This window comes from Lacrimispora algidixylanolytica (genome assembly GCF_003609635.1).
Lineage (GTDB): Bacteria > Bacillota > Clostridia > Lachnospirales > Lachnospiraceae > Lacrimispora > Lacrimispora algidixylanolytica.
In genome coordinates, this window is record NZ_MCIA01000035.1 from 132,294 (window position 1) to 149,720 (window position 17,427).

The window sequence follows — 17,427 nt, forward strand, 5'->3', positions numbered from 1 at the left end:
ATGAGAAAGGCAATTTTTGCAAAGTTTCTCCAGGTAATTCTGGTGGTGCTATTTCTAAGCACATTCATTTTCTATATTGCTTCTAGCAGTGCGCTGTTAAAAAACTCGAGAAAAGACATGCTCTATACTCTGAGTGCCATTGATAAAGTTCTTGATTACAATGGGAATTTTATGGGTGAGGTAGATAAACTGAAAACAGTTCTAAACGAAAAACAGGGCCGTTTTACTATTATACAAATGGATGGAACAGTAATCGCTGATACCGGAGATGTGCCCGTGAGTTCCCTTGACAATCATTCGGAGCGAACTGAGGTAAAAGAAGCAAAAGAAGAGGGCACTGGCTATTCCAGGCGTTATTCCGATACGCTGAAGGAGAATATGCTTTATGTAGCCATCCGCTCTACGGAATCAGATTTTATCCTGCGCATGGCTATTCCTTATACTGGTATGAAAGAATATTTAATGTTGCTGCTTCCAGCCGTATGGCTTACGTTCTTAATTGCCATTATGTATTCCGCCTTTTCCGCAGATAATTTTGCAGAATCAATTACAAAACCCTTAAAGGAGATCTCTCAGGAAATGCTAAAGGTAAAAGGAGATTATACGGACCTATCCTTTGAGACGTATCAATATCCGGAGATTAATATTATTGCAGAAACAACCACAAAGATGTCAAAGAATGTAAAAGAGTATCTAAATCAGATTGATATGGAAAAGCAGATTCGTCAGGAATTCTTTAGCAATGCCTCCCATGAATTAAAGACACCCATTACTTCTGTTCAGGGTTACGCCGAACTATTAGAAAGCGGTATCATTCAGGAAGAAGGACAAAAGAGGGACTTTCTTAATCGGATTAAAAAAGAGGCCGCTAATATGAATAATCTAATTAACGACATCCTCATGATATCCAGGCTGGAGACAAAAGATGCGGAAGTACTAAAAACCAATGTACGCCTTTCCATTGTTCTCGATGATATCATTGAATCCATAAAGCCTTTGGCAGCCTCCCATGAAGTTCTTATCCATATGGACTGCAAGCCTGTTTGCATTTATGCAAACACACAGCAGATGAAAGAGCTTTTTGGTAATTTAATTTCCAATGCGGTGAAATATAATAAGCCGGGGGGAGAGGTCTGGGTAAAAGTAAGAGAAGAAGATCGGAATTTAATTGTACAGGTAAAGGATAATGGGGTTGGAATTCCCAAAGAATCTCTGAGTCGTATTTTCGAACGTTTTTACCGGGTAGACAAAGGACGAAGTAAAAAGCAAGGTGGAACTGGCCTGGGTCTTTCTATTGTAAAACATATTGTTAATTTCTATCACGGAACCATTAGTGTAAGGTCTGAACTAGACAAGGAAACAGAATTTACGGTAAATATTCCAATTAAAGGAAAAGTATGATAAAATTGAAACAAAGAATGCCAGGAGGTCTTATTTGTGGGAAATTTTATTTTAACCTGTTGCTCTACTGCAGATATGAGCAGGGAATACTTTCAAAAGCGTCAGATCCCTTATGTCTGCTTTCATTATACGATAGACGGGAATACGTATCCCGATGATTTGGGGAAAAGTATTTCATTTGAAGTATTTTATGACCGGATAACAAAAGGCTCTACTCCCGTGACCTCTCAGGTCAATGTTGATGAATACTGTAGTTTTTTTGAACCATTTTTAAAGGAGGGAAAAGATATTCTTCATCTTACCCTTTCTTCCGGTATCTCAGGAACTCATAACTCCGCCTGTGTGGCACGAGAAGAGATGAAAGTAAAGTATCCAGATAGGACCATTGTCATTGTAGATTCCCTTGGGGCTTCTTCTGGATATGGTCTTTTGGTGGATGCGGTTGCAGATCTGCGAGATAAGGATATGGCCATCATGGATGCTGTTCAGTGGGTGGAAGATAACAAGCTGAATATTCATCACTGGTTTTTCTCCACAGATCTTACAAGCTTTAAGCGAGGCGGAAGAATTTCCGCAACCTCCGCCATGATAGGAACGGTACTTAATATTTGCCCTCTTATGAATATTAATGATAAGGGTTGCCTGATTCCTGTTCAGAAAATTCGCACAAAGAAAAAGGCAATACAGGAAATAGTAAAAGTGATGGAACAGCATGCGATAGACGGTAGAAATTACAGCGGTAAGTGTTTTATGTCCCATTCCGCATGTGAGAAAGATGCAAAAGAAGTGGCGTCACTTATTGAAGAACGTTTCCCCAATCTTTGTGGTCACGTAGTGATTAACAATGTAGGAACCGTAATTGGCTCTCATACTGGCCCTGGTACGGTGGCCCTGTTTTACTTTGGGGATAAAAGAGAAGAATAAAAGACTATTCTCCAATGATCCGGGCAATCATATGATTGGGTAAGCAAACAACATTTTCTCCATTATGTTGGATCCAGCCTTGATGGACGCATACCTTATCTGGGCAAGATGCTTCCGATACACTTACTTTTTTGTCTTTTACGACGATACGATTGGTACCCCCATTGTATGCGTTAATTAAAATATCACTATCTTCATTTAAATTAAGTGTCTGGATTACATTACCATCTACGGATATTTCCACTTTTCCGGCTGGCTTTGAAAAAAGAAACTGATTAAAAAGGAGAAGTCCGCAGGATACGGTGAGTATTCCGGCAATGAGAATAATTTCTTTTTTATATTTTTTTAAGTTCATTTTATATTCCTTTACAATAGAATGTTATAATATTTTCTAATACTGAAACACACACATTTTTATTATAACACATAATTTCAGCTCTTTACAAAGATAAATAATCAATAAACCAATTGATTAAGGCTTATATACTATGTTAAAATATAATCAAACCTTATCAGGCAGGAGGAAATTATGAGAAAAAAGAGTGCTAGTGCAAAAAGGAATGGATTTATCGGTCTGGGAGTTATGATTCTGCTGGCCGGTGCCACTGTTTTTGGGTCAGAACCTCTTTTTAAGGCGGTAGACAGTGTGTCAGGAACCAATCTATACACTCCAGGTACTTATACGGGTTCAGCTCGTGGGTATGGAGGTGACGTTACGGTTGAGGTAGCGGTATCAGGAAAAAAGATGAATTCTATAGCGGTAAAGGGCGAGAAGGAAACACTTTTAAATATGGTCCTTCCTGGATTGACAGATACGATTCTTTCCAAACAATCTACTGAGGTAGACGCTGTATCAGGAGCAACCCTTAGTAGCAATGCCATAAAGAAAGCGGTGGATCAGGCGCTTATTCAGGCAAAAGGAGGAACCGTTGAAACAAGTCAACCTTATCAGGAAGAGACGAAAGGTCAGACAGATACCAAGTGGAAAGACGGAACCTATTCTTATGAAGCTCCTGAGTTTGATGAGAACGGCTTTAAAGACCAGGTTAATATGACCATTAAAGATAGTACTATTACAAGTCTCACCTGGGACTGTATTGCAAAAGACGGAACGAAAAAGAGTAAACTTTCAATGGATGGAAATTATAAGATGACAGATAACGGACCTAAGTGGCATGAACAGGCCAAAGCTGTTATTGATTATGTAATGAGTCATCAATCTATGGATGGTCTTATGAAAGCAGATGGCTACACGGACACCGTAGCTTCTGTAAGCATTAATCTACATGGATTTGTGAATGGAGTAAAAGATTGTTTAAGTCAGGCAACAGGAGAAGCTCCTAATGCGAAATCTTCCTTAAAAAATGGGTCCTATTCTTATGAAGCACCTGCGTTTGATGAGAATGGATTTAAAGATCAGGTGAATATGACGGTTACAGACAATACCATTACGAAACTTACCTGGGACTGCATCAAGGAAGATGGAACGAAAAAGAGCCGTCTGTCTATGGATGGCAAGTATAAGATGACAGAAGATGGTCCAGATTGGCATGAACAGGCTAAGGATGTGACTGATTATGTGCTGGGACATCAGTCTATCAATGGTCTTATGAATGCAGAGGGCTACACAGATACGGTAGCTTCCGTAAGTATTAACCTATTTGGATTCGTAAACGGTGTAAAGGACTGCCTAAGTCAGGCATCAGGAGAAGTGCCAGAGAATAAGGCTTCTTTAAAAGATGGCACCTACGCTTATGAAGCCCCCGAATTTGATAAAAATGGTTTTAAAGATCAGGTGAATATGATAATTAAGGATAATACAATTACAAACCTTACCTGGGACGGTGTATCAAAAGATGGTTCTAAAAAGAGCAAATTGTCCATGGATGGCAACTATAAGATGACGGACAATGGCCCCAAATGGCATGAACAGGCCACGGCTGTAGTTGGTTACGTAATGGAACATCAGTCTATGGAAGGTCTTATCAATGCAAGTGGGTATACAGATACGGTTGCATCAGTTAGTATTAATCTATCTGGATTTGTAAATGGCGTAAAGGATTGTCTGACTCAGGCATCTAAATAAGAATTTAAGAAATTATCCCGGAGAAAGGCTTTGTACCATAAGACCTATCTCCGGGTTTTTACATGTGATTGAATGGAATAAAAGGAGCATTGATTATGAATGGAAAAGGATCGGCGCAAAGAGCATCTCTTTACGGAATGCTGATTGCACTTGCTTTTGTTCTTAGCTACATAGAGACTCTGATCCCCATTTCGCTGGGAATACCAGGAGTGAAGTTAGGACTTGCAAATCTGGTAACAATGATAGGTCTTTATACCATTGGCATTAAGGGAACGGTGATTATCTCTTTTATAAGGATTTTGCTGGTAGGATTTACTTTCAGTAATTTATTTGCAGTATTTTATAGTCTAGGCGGTCTGATACTAAGTCTTCTGGTTATGTTTATCTGTAAAAAGTACCGGTTGTTTGGAACAGTGGGAGTTAGTATTATGGGAGGTGTTGCACATAATATTGGCCAGATTTGTGTAGCCGCTTTTGTTGTAAGACAGGCTGGTGTATTTTTTTATCTTCCCATGCTTTTGGTCGCAGGTACATTGGCAGGACTCTTGATAGGCATATTGGGGAATATGATGATAGAGAGGATCCGCCATTACCTAAGAAAATTGCAGTAAATGCAAAATATATTCTATTGTTTTAAGCCGGGCATGGCGATATAATGATGTAATAAGGCAAAAGAGACCAGGAGGAGCAAGCAGGATGATTAACATGGCAATTAAAAAACTGATACAGTATGGACGGAATACAGGCCTGATAGAGGAAGCAGACCATTATTATGCGGTAAATCAGATTCTTGATATATTAAACCTATGCGAATATGAGGAACTGGATGAAGAGCTTATCGATATCGATTTGGAAGCCGTTTTAAAAGAATTGCTTGATTATGCCTGTGAACAAGGACTTTTAGAAGAAGATAGCGTTACATACCGGGATTTGTTTGACACCAAGTTAATGAACTGCTTGATGCCAAGACCCAGTGAAGTCGAAAAAAAGTTCTGGGAATTGTATCAGACACAATCTCCACTTGCTGCTACCGGATATTATTATAAACTGGCGCAAGATTCAGATTATATTAGAGGTTACCGAATCAAAAAGGATATGAGATGGGTTACACCCACCAAGTACGGTGATCTTGATATTACGGTTAACTTGTCAAAACCAGAAAAAGATCCTAAGGCAATTGCGGCAGCAAAACTTGCGACCCAAAGTGGTTATCCCAAGTGTCTACTGTGTATGGAGAATGAAGGTTATGCTGGGAGAGCCAATCACCCTGCAAGGAATAATCATCGCATTATCCGCCTTAATATGAATCACAGCCAGTGGGGATTCCAATATTCTCCTTACGTTTATTATAATGAGCACTGCATTGTTTTTAATGGTCAGCACATTCCAATGAAGATAGAGAGGGACACCTTTGTAAAGCTGTTTGATTTTGTGAAGCAATTCCCTCACTATTTCCTTGGTTCCAATGCAGATCTTCCAATTGTAGGCGGCTCCATCCTTTCTCATGACCATTTTCAGGGAGGGAATTATGATTTTGCCATGGCTAAGGCTAAGATGGAAGCATGCTACGAGATTGAGGGCTATGAAGGCGTACAGGCTGGCATTGTAAGGTGGCCTATGGCAGTGTTAAGAACCAGAAGTGAGAACCCTGAGGCTTTGATTTCCCTGGGAACAAAAGTGCTTGATGCATGGAGAAATTATTCCGATGAAGAGGCTTTTATCTTTGCAGAAACAAGTGGACAGCCTCATAACACCATAACACCTATCGCAAGAATGAGAGAAGGCTTCTATGAATTAGACCTTGTACTAAGGAATAATATAACCACAGAGGAATGTCCTCTTGGTGTTTACCATCCCCATCAGGAGCTTCATCATATAAAGAAAGAGAACATAGGTCTGATTGAAGTTATGGGTCTTGCGGTGCTTCCGTCCAGATTAAAAGAAGAGCTGAATTTGCTTGCTGAATATATTTTATCTGGAAAAGATATTGCCTCCAACGAGATCATAGAAAAGCATGCTCCATGGGTACAAGAGTTTCTTCCAAACTATGAATCAGTAACGGCTGAGAATATGGAAGAGATATTGAAAAAAGAAGTTGGACTGGTTTTTGAGCGGGTTTTGGAAGATTCCGGTGTATATAAATGCAATGAAGAAGGACGAGAAGGTTTTAACCGATTTTTGACAAGTGTTGGATTCTTGCCTGTTTCACAATAGAAAGATTGTGAGACTATCAGATAGATTGATGTTTGTAATTATGAACCCTTTGAGTTATATTCTATTGGGAGTCAGAGATATAGCCTGACTCACTCTAAAATCATACAGAACCGGATGGAACAAACCGGAGGGAGACATGGAAACGGTCATGAAGCAGATAGAAAATAAAATGCTGAGAACACTTGCGGATTATGGAGTGATTACGTTTAGTATCTGGGTAATGGTAGCTGGAGTTTATTTCTTTAAGTTCCCCAACAACTTTGCTTTTGGAGGGGTTACTGGTTTTGCTACTGTTATCAGCGCGTTGACCCACTGGTCGGCCAGTCAGTTCACCAACATTGTGAATGCCATTTTGCTGGTTTTAGGATTTCTGTTTTTAGGACGTGGATTTGGGATTAAGACAGTGTATGCCACTATTCTTTTGTCCGTATCCTTGTATGTTCTGGAGCGTATCTGCCCAATGAAAGGGCCTCTTACCACAGAACCTCTTTTAGAACTTATTTTTGCCATCTTGCTGCCTGGAGTGGGATCTGCACTTTTGTTTAATATGGGAGCTTCCAGTGGGGGAACTGACATCATAGCCATGATATTAAAGCGCCATACCAGCTATAATATTGGTACCGCTCTTTTGCTTGTAGATGTTGGTGGCGTTATTTTATCTTATTTCGTATTTGGACCACAGACCGGTTTGTTTTCTTCCTTGGGTCTTATTGCAAAGTCTCTGATTATTGATGATGTAATGGAAAATATTAATTTATGCAAATGCTTTAGCATCATCTGCGATGATCCGGCACCAATTTGTGATTATATTATACATGGACTTAATCGGAGTGCTACGGTTTATGAAGCACAAGGAGCATTCACGCACCATAAGAAGACCGTTATTTTAACAACCATGAAACGCTCTCAGGCGGTAAAGCTTAGAAATTACATACGAACGGTGGAACCGTCAGCATTTATTTTGATTTCCAATTCTAGTGAGATTATTGGAAAGGGATTTTTAGCCAGTTAATCATTCAATCGGAGCAGATTTTTGCTCCGGTTTTTTTGTGGAATGAACCTTAGTCTTAGGATATCTTATAGTGCACTTTTTACAAAAATGCACTTTAACGCTTTAAATTTACATAAAATTAATGTAATAAAATTGACGGCAGGTATTTTTTGTAGTATGATACGAAATAAGTTCAAAACAGGACGAGATTTTATAAGGTGAGGAGAGAAGTTTATGAAAAAAACAAAGAGAGTATTGTCACTGATTCTTACCGGTGCAATGATGATGTCCCTATCTGCCTGTGGTGGAAAAGCGGAGGAAAGTAAAAGCTCATCTGCAGCGGCAACAACAGCCGGTGAGAAGACAGAGGGAGCTACAACAACAGGTGAAAAAACAGCCGATGGGAAACAGTTTAAGATTGGTGTATTGCAGCTCGTACAGCATACTGCATTAGATGCTTCTAACAAAGGTTTTATAAAGGCACTGGATGATGCTGGACTAAATTATGTGGTAGATCAGCAAAACGCAGCCGGAGATCAGTCAACCTGCCAGACCATTGCCAGCAAGCTGGTGAATGACGGAAGCGATTTGATTCTTTCTATCGCAACGCCAGCAGCACAGGCGGTAGCCGGGGCGACCACAGATATTCCAGTTCTGGTGACCGCAGTTACCGATCCAGCCGCCTCTGATTTAGTAGCAAGCAACGAAGCTCCAGGTGGAAACGTTAGCGGTACCTCTGATTTGACTCCAGTCAAAGAGCAGATCGCTCTGTTAAAAAAGATTCTTCCAGATGCTAAGACCGTAGGAATTCTTTATGCATCTTCAGAATCCAATTCTGAGATTCAGGCAAAGATGGCAAAAGAAGCGATTGAAGCGGCTGGTATGAAAGCCGTGGATTACACCGTATCCAGTTCCAATGAGATCCAGACAGTCGTTACTTCCATGGTTGGAAAGGTAGACGCCATTTATGCACCTACCGATAATACCATTGCTGCAGGAATGACCACAGTTGCTATGGTTGCCAATGAAAACGGACTTCCTACCATTTGTGGAGAAGAAGGAATGGTAAAGGCTGGAGGTCTTGCTACCTACGGCATCGATTATTTTGAACTTGGGTATTTAACTGGCCAGCAGGCAGTTAAAATCTTAAAAGACGGTGGAGACATTTCTAAAATGTCAATCGAGTATCTTCCAGTAGACAAATGCAAACTCTTCATAAATGAAGAGACAGCAAAAACTCTTGGAATCGATGTATCCAATATAAAATAACAAAAACAAGATTTGATGAGATGAAAGCGGACTGGTAACATTAAGTCCGCTTATCCCTCTCATAGATGCTTTACATAAAAGATGAGGACCCCATTTTTTATGTAAGGCATTTATGCCTGTAAAAGAAAATATGCGGAGGATTAAATAGATGAACGGTTTAATGATATCCCTTCAGGATGCAGTAGTACAAGGCGTTTTATGGGGGATTATGGTGCTTGGTGTTTACATCACCTATAAACTTTTGGACATTGCAGATTTAACTGTGGATGGAAGCTTTGCTTTAGGTGGCTGTGTATGTGCCATCATGGTGTTGGTATTTAAGATGGATCCATGGGTAGCTTTGCTTTTGGCAGGAATGGCAGGAATGGTAGCTGGTGCAATCACCGGATTGTTACATACTGTTTTTGAAATTCCAGCTATATTAGCAGGTATTCTCACTCAGATAGGTCTTTGGTCCATCAACTTAAGGATTATGAGCGGAAAGAGTAATATTCCTTTATTAAAGACGGATACCATTGTCTCTAAGTTCATTGATTTTACTGGGGCTAATAAACAGGCAGCGTCTTTGATTATCGGAGTAGGTATTGCAGTCATTATGATTGTGCTTCTTTACTGCTTTTTTGGTACGGAAATCGGAAGTGCTATGCGTGCTACGGGTAACAATGAAGCTATGGTCCGTGCCCTAGGAGTTAACACCAACTGGACGAAGTTGCTTGCCCTTACCATAAGCAACGGTCTAGTAGGCATTTCTGGAGGTCTGGTTTGCCAGAGTCAGAAATATGCTGATATTGGAATGGGAACCGGTGCGATTGTTATCGGTCTCGCAGCAATTGTAATCGGTGAGGTATTGATGGGAAAACTGCGTTCCTTTGGAAGCAAACTGACTTCTGCTGTAGTTGGTTCTGTTATTTACTTTGTAATCCGTGCAGTGGTTCTTAGAATGGGTATGAATGCAAATGATATGAAGCTTTTATCCGCAGCCATTGTAGCCGTGGCACTTTGTGTTCCGGTTGTGCTTCGTAAGTGGCGTTTAAAAGCAGCCTATACAGAAGGAGGAGAATGATCATGCTGGAAATTAAGAATGTAAAAAAGACATTTAACAAAAATACAATCAATGAAAAGAAAGCACTAAATGGAATCAATCTCCAACTAAACGAAGGTGATTTTGTTACAGTTATAGGAGGGAATGGTGCAGGCAAATCTACCACACTTAATATGATTGCAGGTGTATATCCCATTGATTCAGGCAGAATTGAGATTGATGGCGTCAATATTTCCCGTTATCCGGAATACAAGAGAGCCCAGTATATTGGCAGAGTGTTTCAAGATCCTATGATGGGAACTGCCGCTGGTATGGAGATTCAGGAGAACATGGCGCTGGCTTACCGCCGAGGAAAAGGAAGAGGGCTTGCCTGGGGGATTAGACAAAGTGAAAAATCATATTATCAGGAAGCATTAAAAAAACTGGACCTTGGTCTTGAGAACCGGATGACAAATAAAGTAGGTCTTCTCTCTGGGGGGCAACGTCAGGCACTTACTCTTTTGATGGCGACTCTGCAAAAGCCTAAGATCTTGCTTCTAGATGAACACACGGCGGCACTAGATCCCAAAACGGCGAAAAAGGTTCTTGAAATTACGGAGGAAATTGTAGGAGAACAAAATCTTACGACTATGATGATCACCCATAATATGAAGGATGCCATCCAGATTGGAAATCGTCTGATCATGATGCACGAGGGAAAGATCATTTATGACATATCAGGGGAAGAAAAGAATCATCTGGAAGTAGAGGATCTGCTTCGTAAATTTGAAGAGGCCAGCGGTGAAGAATTCTCTAATGACCGTATGATATTAGCGAAATAAACTTGAATAATATGGGGTGGTGTTTGCTAAGAGGCAAAGTACCATCCCATGTTTTGTATCCTTATTTTTACATAAATTTACAAATTATTAATATATTTTTTGATTTTGTATTATAATGTAACATAATCTTAATAATTTTTTGTGAGACAAATATCGCATATCATGACAAAATATGCTATACTTATGCGGATATACTCATAGTCCACAGCGGTTGTCCGGTGAAAATATGACAATGGAGAGAAAGTACAGAATGGATAATAAAGACGAAAATAAAGATTATGTAGTCCGTTTGGATAAAGCAAGAAAAAGTCGCAGTAAGAATGATTATAAAAAGTATTTTATGATTGGTGGAGCCGGAGTGTTATTGGTTGCTGGAGTCATCGCAGCCGGAGCTGCGGTAAAACGAGGTTCAGTAGCACCTGTAGCCTTGGCAACGGCTTCAGAGGCCACAAACCAGTCAGATTCAAAGAATATTGACGGGGCAGCCAAAGCTTCCGAAGAAGCGATAAAACAGGCAGAAGAGAGTAAGAAAGTGTTAGCTTCCTATAAAAACCTGGGAATTGTGAAAGCTTCTGGCTACTTAAATATCAGAAAGAATCCCGGTACCGATGGCGATGTCATCGGAAAGCTGCAAGGTGACGGAGCCTGTGATGTTTTGGAAAAGACAGCAGATGGCTGGTATAAGATTACTTCTGGAGGAATTGAAGGTTATATCAATTCAGAATATGTGATTACAGGAGAAGAAGCTACAAAGAAGGCGGAAACTCTGGTCAAATTAAGGGCTGTTGTTAAGGCAGACAGCATGAACATTCGAAAAGAGCCATCTAAGAGTTCGGATTCCGTGGGGCAGGCTCTTGCAGATGAAAGATTTGAAGTCCTAGATCAGACTGATGGATGGGTGAAGATATCTTCTGGCTATTTATCTTCTGATTATGTAACTCTGGAATATTCCTTAAATGAAGCCAGAAAGCTGGATTTAAAAGCGATGGTCTTTAATTACTATAAGAATCTGGGAATCTCTAATGTGGACAACTTTCTAAATGTGAGAGAAGAACCAAACGAAAAAGGGAAAGTCATTGCCAAGATGCCAAGTAAGGCGGCAGGAGAGATTCTAGAGACAACCACTGACGGTTGGTATAAGATCCAATCCGGCAGCATTACAGGCTATGTAAAATCAGATTATATTATAACTGGTCAGCCGGCAAAAGATGAAGCCATGCAGGTGGCTCAGCTTATGGCTATTGTAAATACGGATATGCTCAACGCAAGATCAGAACCAAGTACCGATTCCAAGATCTGGACACAGGTATCTAACAACGAACGGTATCCGGTATTAAAACAGATCGATGGCTGGGTACAGATCGAGTTGGAAGAAGACAGCAATGCTTACGTAGCTACCGATTTTGTGGATGTTCGTTATTCACTTCCTCAAGCTATTAAGTTCTCACCTCTTGAAGAAAAAAACAATGCTCAGGCATCTAAAAGAACTCAGATTGTCAATTATGCATTGCAGTTTTTAGGAAACCCATACGTCTGGGGAGGTACGAGTCTTACAAAGGGAGCAGACTGTTCCGGCTTTACCATGTCAGTATATTCAAAGTTCGGCGTTGGTCTTCCTCATTACTCGGGTTCCCAGGGTGGAATGGGTACTTCCGTGAAGTCTTCAGATATGAAGCCTGGAGATCTGCTTTTTTACGCTAGCAGCAAAGGAACCATCAATCACGTTGCCATGTATATTGGTAACGGTCAGATCGTCCATGCAGCCAGCAGGCGAAGCGGCATTAAGATATCTTCTTGGAATTACCGTTCTCCAGTGAAGATTCGTAATATGTTAGGCGATTAAATATTACCACATAACTAAAAGCCCAGAAGGCAGGATTACGATCCAGTCTTCTGGGCTTTTAGTTATGTTGGATTTACGAGTCTATCACGGTTGTAATTGATTAAGCAGCCTGATTTTACGATTGCCCGTTCTTCCGGTGTCATATCTGCAATGTGCAGATTGATCTCTTCAATCGCATTTCCTTCTTCATTGTGGATCACATAGGCTTTGATCTGTTCCATATCTCCGTCAAGAGCCGCCCTGATATCTGGTACATAGATGAAATCACCGATATCAAAGGAGGGTTCTTCATCAAGTAAGAAGGGAAGCATTCCCCAGTTCATCACATTGGAGCGGTATCGCTTCGTTGCGTATTCGTTGGCTATATTGGCCAACCCACCAAGGACTCTTTGACAACTTGCAGCTTGTTCTCTTGCGGAACCGTCTCCTGGCTTTACAGCATAGAGAACACTTCCAATCTCTGTTTCAGAAGCTTTTAGCTCTGGCTGGTCTAAGTGGAGGCGAAGAGCATGGAATGCTTTCTCTAATTCACCGTCGGCCTTAAATGGGCATTCTCCATTTTTGCGGGTTTTTTCCACTTCATTCACTTGTTTCGATCTTCCCACATATTCTGGATCCCTGCGTGACAAGGTATATTCCGCAAGACCAAGAGGGTTGGAACGATAAGATGAGGTTTCTCCAGACGGAATCAGTTCATCGGTCGTAGTAACCGGATCCATGATTTTTGAACATACTTTAAGAATAATGTTATCTGTCAGTGAGCTCATAGCAGGCCAATCTTTGATATTAGGACCGTTTACCAGTTCTGCATCTGTATGTGCTTCTTCGTAGCCCTGATACACTCGTTTCTCATAAGAGGATGCATCAAATTCATAAGCAGGAACTTTATAGCCGTCCACAAAATCTTCTGCGGAAGAAAGATATCCGCCGTTTGCTGCCGTTGCAGCGATAGACCTTGCATCCATAAGTGCAACGCAAGAAATCTGACCATTTCCAGGCTTAGAACCTTCTCGGTTCGGGAAGTTTCTTGTTGTGTGACGAATGCTGAGAGCATTGTTGGAAGGAGTATCTCCGGCACCAAAGCAGGGACCACAGAACGCAGTCCGCATGGTAGCACCTGCAGCCATTAACTCTGTGACAGCACCCTTTTTCACAAGATCCATATAAACTGGCTGAGAGGAAGGATAAACAGACAGATTAAATACATCATTGCCACAATTCTTACCGCTCAAAATGTGAGCTGCCATCATAACATTGGTGTAATTACCTCCGGCACATCCAGCAATAACTCCCTGTTGAACCATTAGCTTTCCAGCAATGATCTTATCCGTAAGAGAGAGTCTGGCGTCTGACTTACTAAGATACTCATCTGCTTCCTTCTCTACCGTTCGTAAGATATCCGCCAGATTTGCATTCAGTTCATCAATCGTGTAGGTATTGCTTGGATGGAATGGGAGAGCGATCATAGGTTTTACTGCGCTTAAGTCTACGGTAACAACGCCGTCATAATAAGAGATATCTGCAGGATTTAATTCTTTATAATCATCCCCTCTGCCATGAAGAGTCAGATAGGCCTTTGTATCCTCATCTGTTCTCCATATGGAAGAAAGACAGGTGGTTTCCGTTGTCATAACGTCCACACCGTTTCTGTAATCCGTATCCATGGAAGAGACACCAGGTCCCACAAATTCCATAATCATATTTTTAACGTAGCCGTTTTTAAACACTTCTCCAATAATAGCAAGAGCCACATCATGAGGTCCAACCGCGGGAGAGGGTTTTCCAGTCAGATATATGGCAACGACACCTGGATATGTAACATCGTAAGTGTCACTAAGAAGCTGTTTTACAAGCTCTCCTCCGCCTTCTCCAATGGCCATGGTTCCAAGAGCTCCATATCTGGTGTGGCTGTCGGAGCCGAGAATCATTTTCCCGCATCCAGCCATCATTTCTCGCATATACTGATGGATAACCGCAATGTGGGGAGGTACGAAAATACCGCCATATTTTTTAGCCGCAGAAAGTCCAAACACATGATCATCTTCATTAATCGTACCGCCAACAGCACATAAGGAGTTATGGCAGTTCGTTAAAACGTAAGGAATCGGAAACTCCTTAAGTCCGGAAGCTCGAGCTGTCTGAACGATTCCCACAAAAGTAATGTCGTGAGAGGCCATTGAGTCAAAACGCAACTTCAGATGATTCATATTTCCCGAGGTATTATGAGCCTCTAAAATTGAGTAGGCAATGGTGCCTTTTTTTGCCTCTTCTTTGCTTATCGTTTTTCCAGTCAGAGCGGTGACTTTTAAGCCTTCTTCCCCTGGAATGAGTTCAGTTCCATTTACAAGGTAAGCTCCGCCGTCATATAATTTTACCATAACTATCGTTCCTCTCTTTTTATGTAGGGATTTGTTTCACCCACGTATTTTGTTGCAGGGCGCATAATTCTTCCGTCATACATCTTGTTTTCAATATTGTGGGCCAGCCAGCCTGCCATGCGAGCACATACAAATAATGGAGTGTACATGTCTTCTGGGATCCGCAGCATGTTATAAGCAAAGCCACTGTAAAAGTCCACGTTATTAGACAAAGGTTTTCCTTTTTCAGCCATATAGGCTTTCGCAACGGATTCAAACTTAGCCAGGAATTCATATTCCTCCAGCCGTTTTTTCTCTTTTGCAAGTTTTTCACAGCAGTTCTTTAAAAGATCTGCTCTTGGATCAGATATCGTATAAACCGCATGACCAAGACCATATACGAGACCTGAATTATCATAAAAATTCTTAGATAGAATTCTTTCGATTACGTTTCTCATCTTATCTTCCGTGGCATCTAATCCAATTTCATGTTCAATGGCCGCTATCATTTCACTGCACCTTATATTGGCACCTCCATGTTTTGGTCCCTTTAAGGAGCCGATGGACCCTGAAATGGCCGAATAAATATCGGTTCCAGTAGAAGAAATCACTACATTAGTAAAGGTAGAATTGTTACCGCCGCCGTGATCAGCATGAATCATGAGCATCACATCCAAAAGATTTGCTTCCTGTTGGGTAAAAGATCCGCCCGGACGAAGCAAGTGAAGAATGTTCTCTGCCATGGAATACTCAGGACGTGGATAATGGATCACCAAACTTTCCCGGTCATAATGATGAATTTTACTTTGATAAGCATACACTGCAAGGGTTGGAAGCTTTGCAAGAATATTAATTCCTTTTAAAAGGATTTGATATGGATCCGTATTATCTGAATCATTATCGTAATCATAAAGAGCCAGAATGCTTTTTTGTAAGCTGTTCATTAAGTTAAAGGAAGGACTGCGAAGCATATTTCTTTCAAAGAATTCATTGGGAAGTGGATAATGCTTCTGAATAACAGTGGTAAATTCCTTTAATTCCTTATCAGAAGGGAGATAGCCAAAGAGCAGGAGAAAAGCAGTTTCTTCATAACCGTAACGGTCATTTTCTTTTCCGTTTACCAAATCACTGATCTCAATTCCTCTATAATATAGTTTGCCTGGGATATTGATCTTTTTTCCATCTTCATAATCATAGCCTACAACATCAGAAACCCGGGTAAGTCCTACAATAACACCGGTTCCATCTTCATTTCTAAGCCCTTTTTTGACATCGTGTATTTTGAACAAATTGCCCTGGATATCTGTGTAGTTGGAAGATCTTCCAAAAGTTTGTGCGATGAATAAGTTGTTCATGGGACATTCTCTCCTTTTTTCAGAATCGGCTCCATTCCCAAAGGGTATCCCTTTATAGAAAAACAGCGCATAAAGATAACTCCTGCGCTGCCCTCATTGGCAATGAAATGTAACTGGCTTTTTATTGTTTGATAGTTTAACATGTAAAAGTATCAAAGTCAATAACTTGTTGAAATCACAACCTAAATATTGTGAAAGCTAAAAACGTGAGGCTGGTAATTTGACAGGATTACCCTGGTTTTTCAGATTTAAGCATATTTTTTGCGCTTTCTCCACATTATAAGAAAACGATTAAAATTAGAGCAAACAGGAGGTTTCTTAAGGTGGGAGAAAATCAGGAAAGAAACAATGTGAACGATCAGGCACAGCGAGAGAATCAAAACGATAACAATACTAAGGATCAAGCAGGCAAGGAAACCCTTGATGAGAAAAAGATAGAAAAAGATATAGAGCAAAAAGAGGATCAAAAGCTGGAAGAGTATGGTCAGATGACTCTCGATGACAACGCAAATAAGAGGAAAATCCATCTGCTCTCCATCATTGGTGAAATAGAGGGTCATGAAAACCTTTCCGGCAACAGCAAAGCGACGAAGTATGATCATGTGCTGCCAAAACTTGCTGAGATAGAGGACGATGATTCTGTGGAAGGTCTTCTAGTTCTTCTTAATACCTCAGGTGGGGATGTGGATGCAGGTCTTGCCATTGCAGAGATGATTGCTTCTCTAAGTATCCCTACTGTTTCTCTAGTTCTTGGAGGAAGTCATTCTATCGGTGTTCCATTGGCAGTCAGCACTACTTATTCCTTTATTGTTCCAACGGGAACTATGATGGTACATCCGGTTCGAATGACTGGAATGGTGATTGGTGCTGCTCAAACGTATGAATACTTTGAGATGATCCAAGATCGCATCCTAAGCTTTGTATCTGGTCATGCAAAGATTGCTTATGATCAGGTAAAACGGCTTATGTTAAACACAGAGATGCTAACCAGAGATTTAGGAACTGTTCTGGTTGGAGAAGAAACTGTAAAAGAAGGGCTTATCGATGAGGTCGGCGGAATCAAAGATGCCCTAAAAAAATTATACGAGTTGATCGAAACTGCTTCCCGTTAAACGTTGCAATTC

Annotated in this window: 14 protein-coding genes; 11 read left to right on the forward strand and 3 right to left on the reverse strand. The window is 40.8% G+C overall.

Translation table 11 applies throughout. From position 1 onward, the window contains the following. Both BET01_RS20960 and BET01_RS20965 read left to right on the forward strand, forming a co-directional pair. Positions 1-1,401: a sensor histidine kinase gene (locus tag BET01_RS20960; protein ID WP_120198821.1), complete on the forward strand. Its 1,401-nt coding sequence runs from the start codon at positions 1-3 to the stop codon at positions 1,399-1,401. 36 nt (positions 1,402-1,437) lie between these two features. After that, entirely contained in the window at positions 1,438-2,325 is an 888-nt protein-coding gene (locus tag BET01_RS20965; RefSeq protein WP_120198822.1) for a DegV family protein, read from the forward strand. A gap of 4 nt (positions 2,326-2,329) precedes the next feature. Here the strand turns inward: BET01_RS20965 and BET01_RS20970 are convergent, their stop codons facing one another. Continuing rightward, positions 2,330-2,680 (reverse strand): NusG domain II-containing protein, encoded by a 351-nt coding sequence (locus BET01_RS20970; protein ID WP_120198823.1) that lies wholly within the window; start codon positions 2,678-2,680, stop codon positions 2,330-2,332. Between the two features lie 174 nt (positions 2,681-2,854). Between BET01_RS20970 and BET01_RS20975 the strand changes: the two genes are divergently transcribed. From BET01_RS20975 to BET01_RS21010, 8 genes are all read left to right on the forward strand, one after another. Next, entirely contained in the window at positions 2,855-4,411 is a 1,557-nt protein-coding gene (locus tag BET01_RS20975; protein ID WP_120198824.1) for an FMN-binding protein, read from the forward strand. 95 nt (positions 4,412-4,506) lie between these two features. Continuing rightward, positions 4,507-5,022 carry a Gx transporter family protein gene (locus BET01_RS20980; RefSeq protein ID WP_120198825.1) on the forward strand — a complete coding sequence of 172 codons (516 nt, stop codon included), beginning with the start codon at positions 4,507-4,509 and terminating at the stop codon, positions 5,020-5,022. 85 nt (positions 5,023-5,107) lie between these two features. Continuing rightward, positions 5,108-6,625 carry a UDP-glucose--hexose-1-phosphate uridylyltransferase gene (gene galT, locus BET01_RS20985; RefSeq protein WP_120198826.1) on the forward strand — a complete coding sequence of 506 codons (1,518 nt, stop codon included), beginning with the start codon at positions 5,108-5,110 and terminating at the stop codon, positions 6,623-6,625. A 148-nt stretch (positions 6,626-6,773) separates the two neighbouring features. Next, entirely contained in the window at positions 6,774-7,637 is an 864-nt protein-coding gene (locus BET01_RS20990; RefSeq protein WP_120198915.1) for a YitT family protein, read from the forward strand. Between the two features lie 213 nt (positions 7,638-7,850). Further along, positions 7,851-8,885 carry an ABC transporter substrate-binding protein gene (locus BET01_RS20995; RefSeq protein ID WP_120198827.1) on the forward strand — a complete coding sequence of 345 codons (1,035 nt, stop codon included), beginning with the start codon at positions 7,851-7,853 and terminating at the stop codon, positions 8,883-8,885. A 148-nt stretch (positions 8,886-9,033) separates the two neighbouring features. Continuing rightward, positions 9,034-9,948: an ABC transporter permease gene (locus BET01_RS21000; protein ID WP_120198828.1), complete on the forward strand. Its 915-nt coding sequence runs from the start codon at positions 9,034-9,036 to the stop codon at positions 9,946-9,948. 2 nt (positions 9,949-9,950) lie between these two features. Continuing rightward, a complete protein-coding gene (locus BET01_RS21005; RefSeq protein ID WP_120198829.1) occupies positions 9,951-10,748 on the forward strand; it encodes an ABC transporter ATP-binding protein in 798 nt (265 codons plus the stop codon). Positions 10,749-10,998: 250 nt separating this feature from the next. Further along, positions 10,999-12,591 (forward strand): C40 family peptidase, encoded by a 1,593-nt coding sequence (locus BET01_RS21010; RefSeq protein WP_243117295.1) that lies wholly within the window; start codon positions 10,999-11,001, stop codon positions 12,589-12,591. 62 nt (positions 12,592-12,653) lie between these two features. Here BET01_RS21010 and BET01_RS21015 read toward each other — a convergent pair whose 3' ends face one another. Next, positions 12,654-14,969, reverse strand: coding sequence for a hydratase (locus tag BET01_RS21015; RefSeq protein WP_120198830.1), 2,316 nt, complete (start codon positions 14,967-14,969; stop codon positions 12,654-12,656). Positions 14,970-14,971: 2 nt separating this feature from the next. After that, positions 14,972-16,303, reverse strand: coding sequence for a citrate synthase (locus BET01_RS21020; RefSeq protein WP_120198831.1), 1,332 nt, complete (start codon positions 16,301-16,303; stop codon positions 14,972-14,974). A 434-nt stretch (positions 16,304-16,737) separates the two neighbouring features. On the opposite strand from BET01_RS21020, the gene BET01_RS21025 reads away from it, so the two are divergent. After that, entirely contained in the window at positions 16,738-17,415 is a 678-nt protein-coding gene (locus BET01_RS21025) for a ClpP family protease (protein ID WP_408610191.1), read from the forward strand. Positions 17,416-17,427 lie beyond the last annotated feature (12 nt).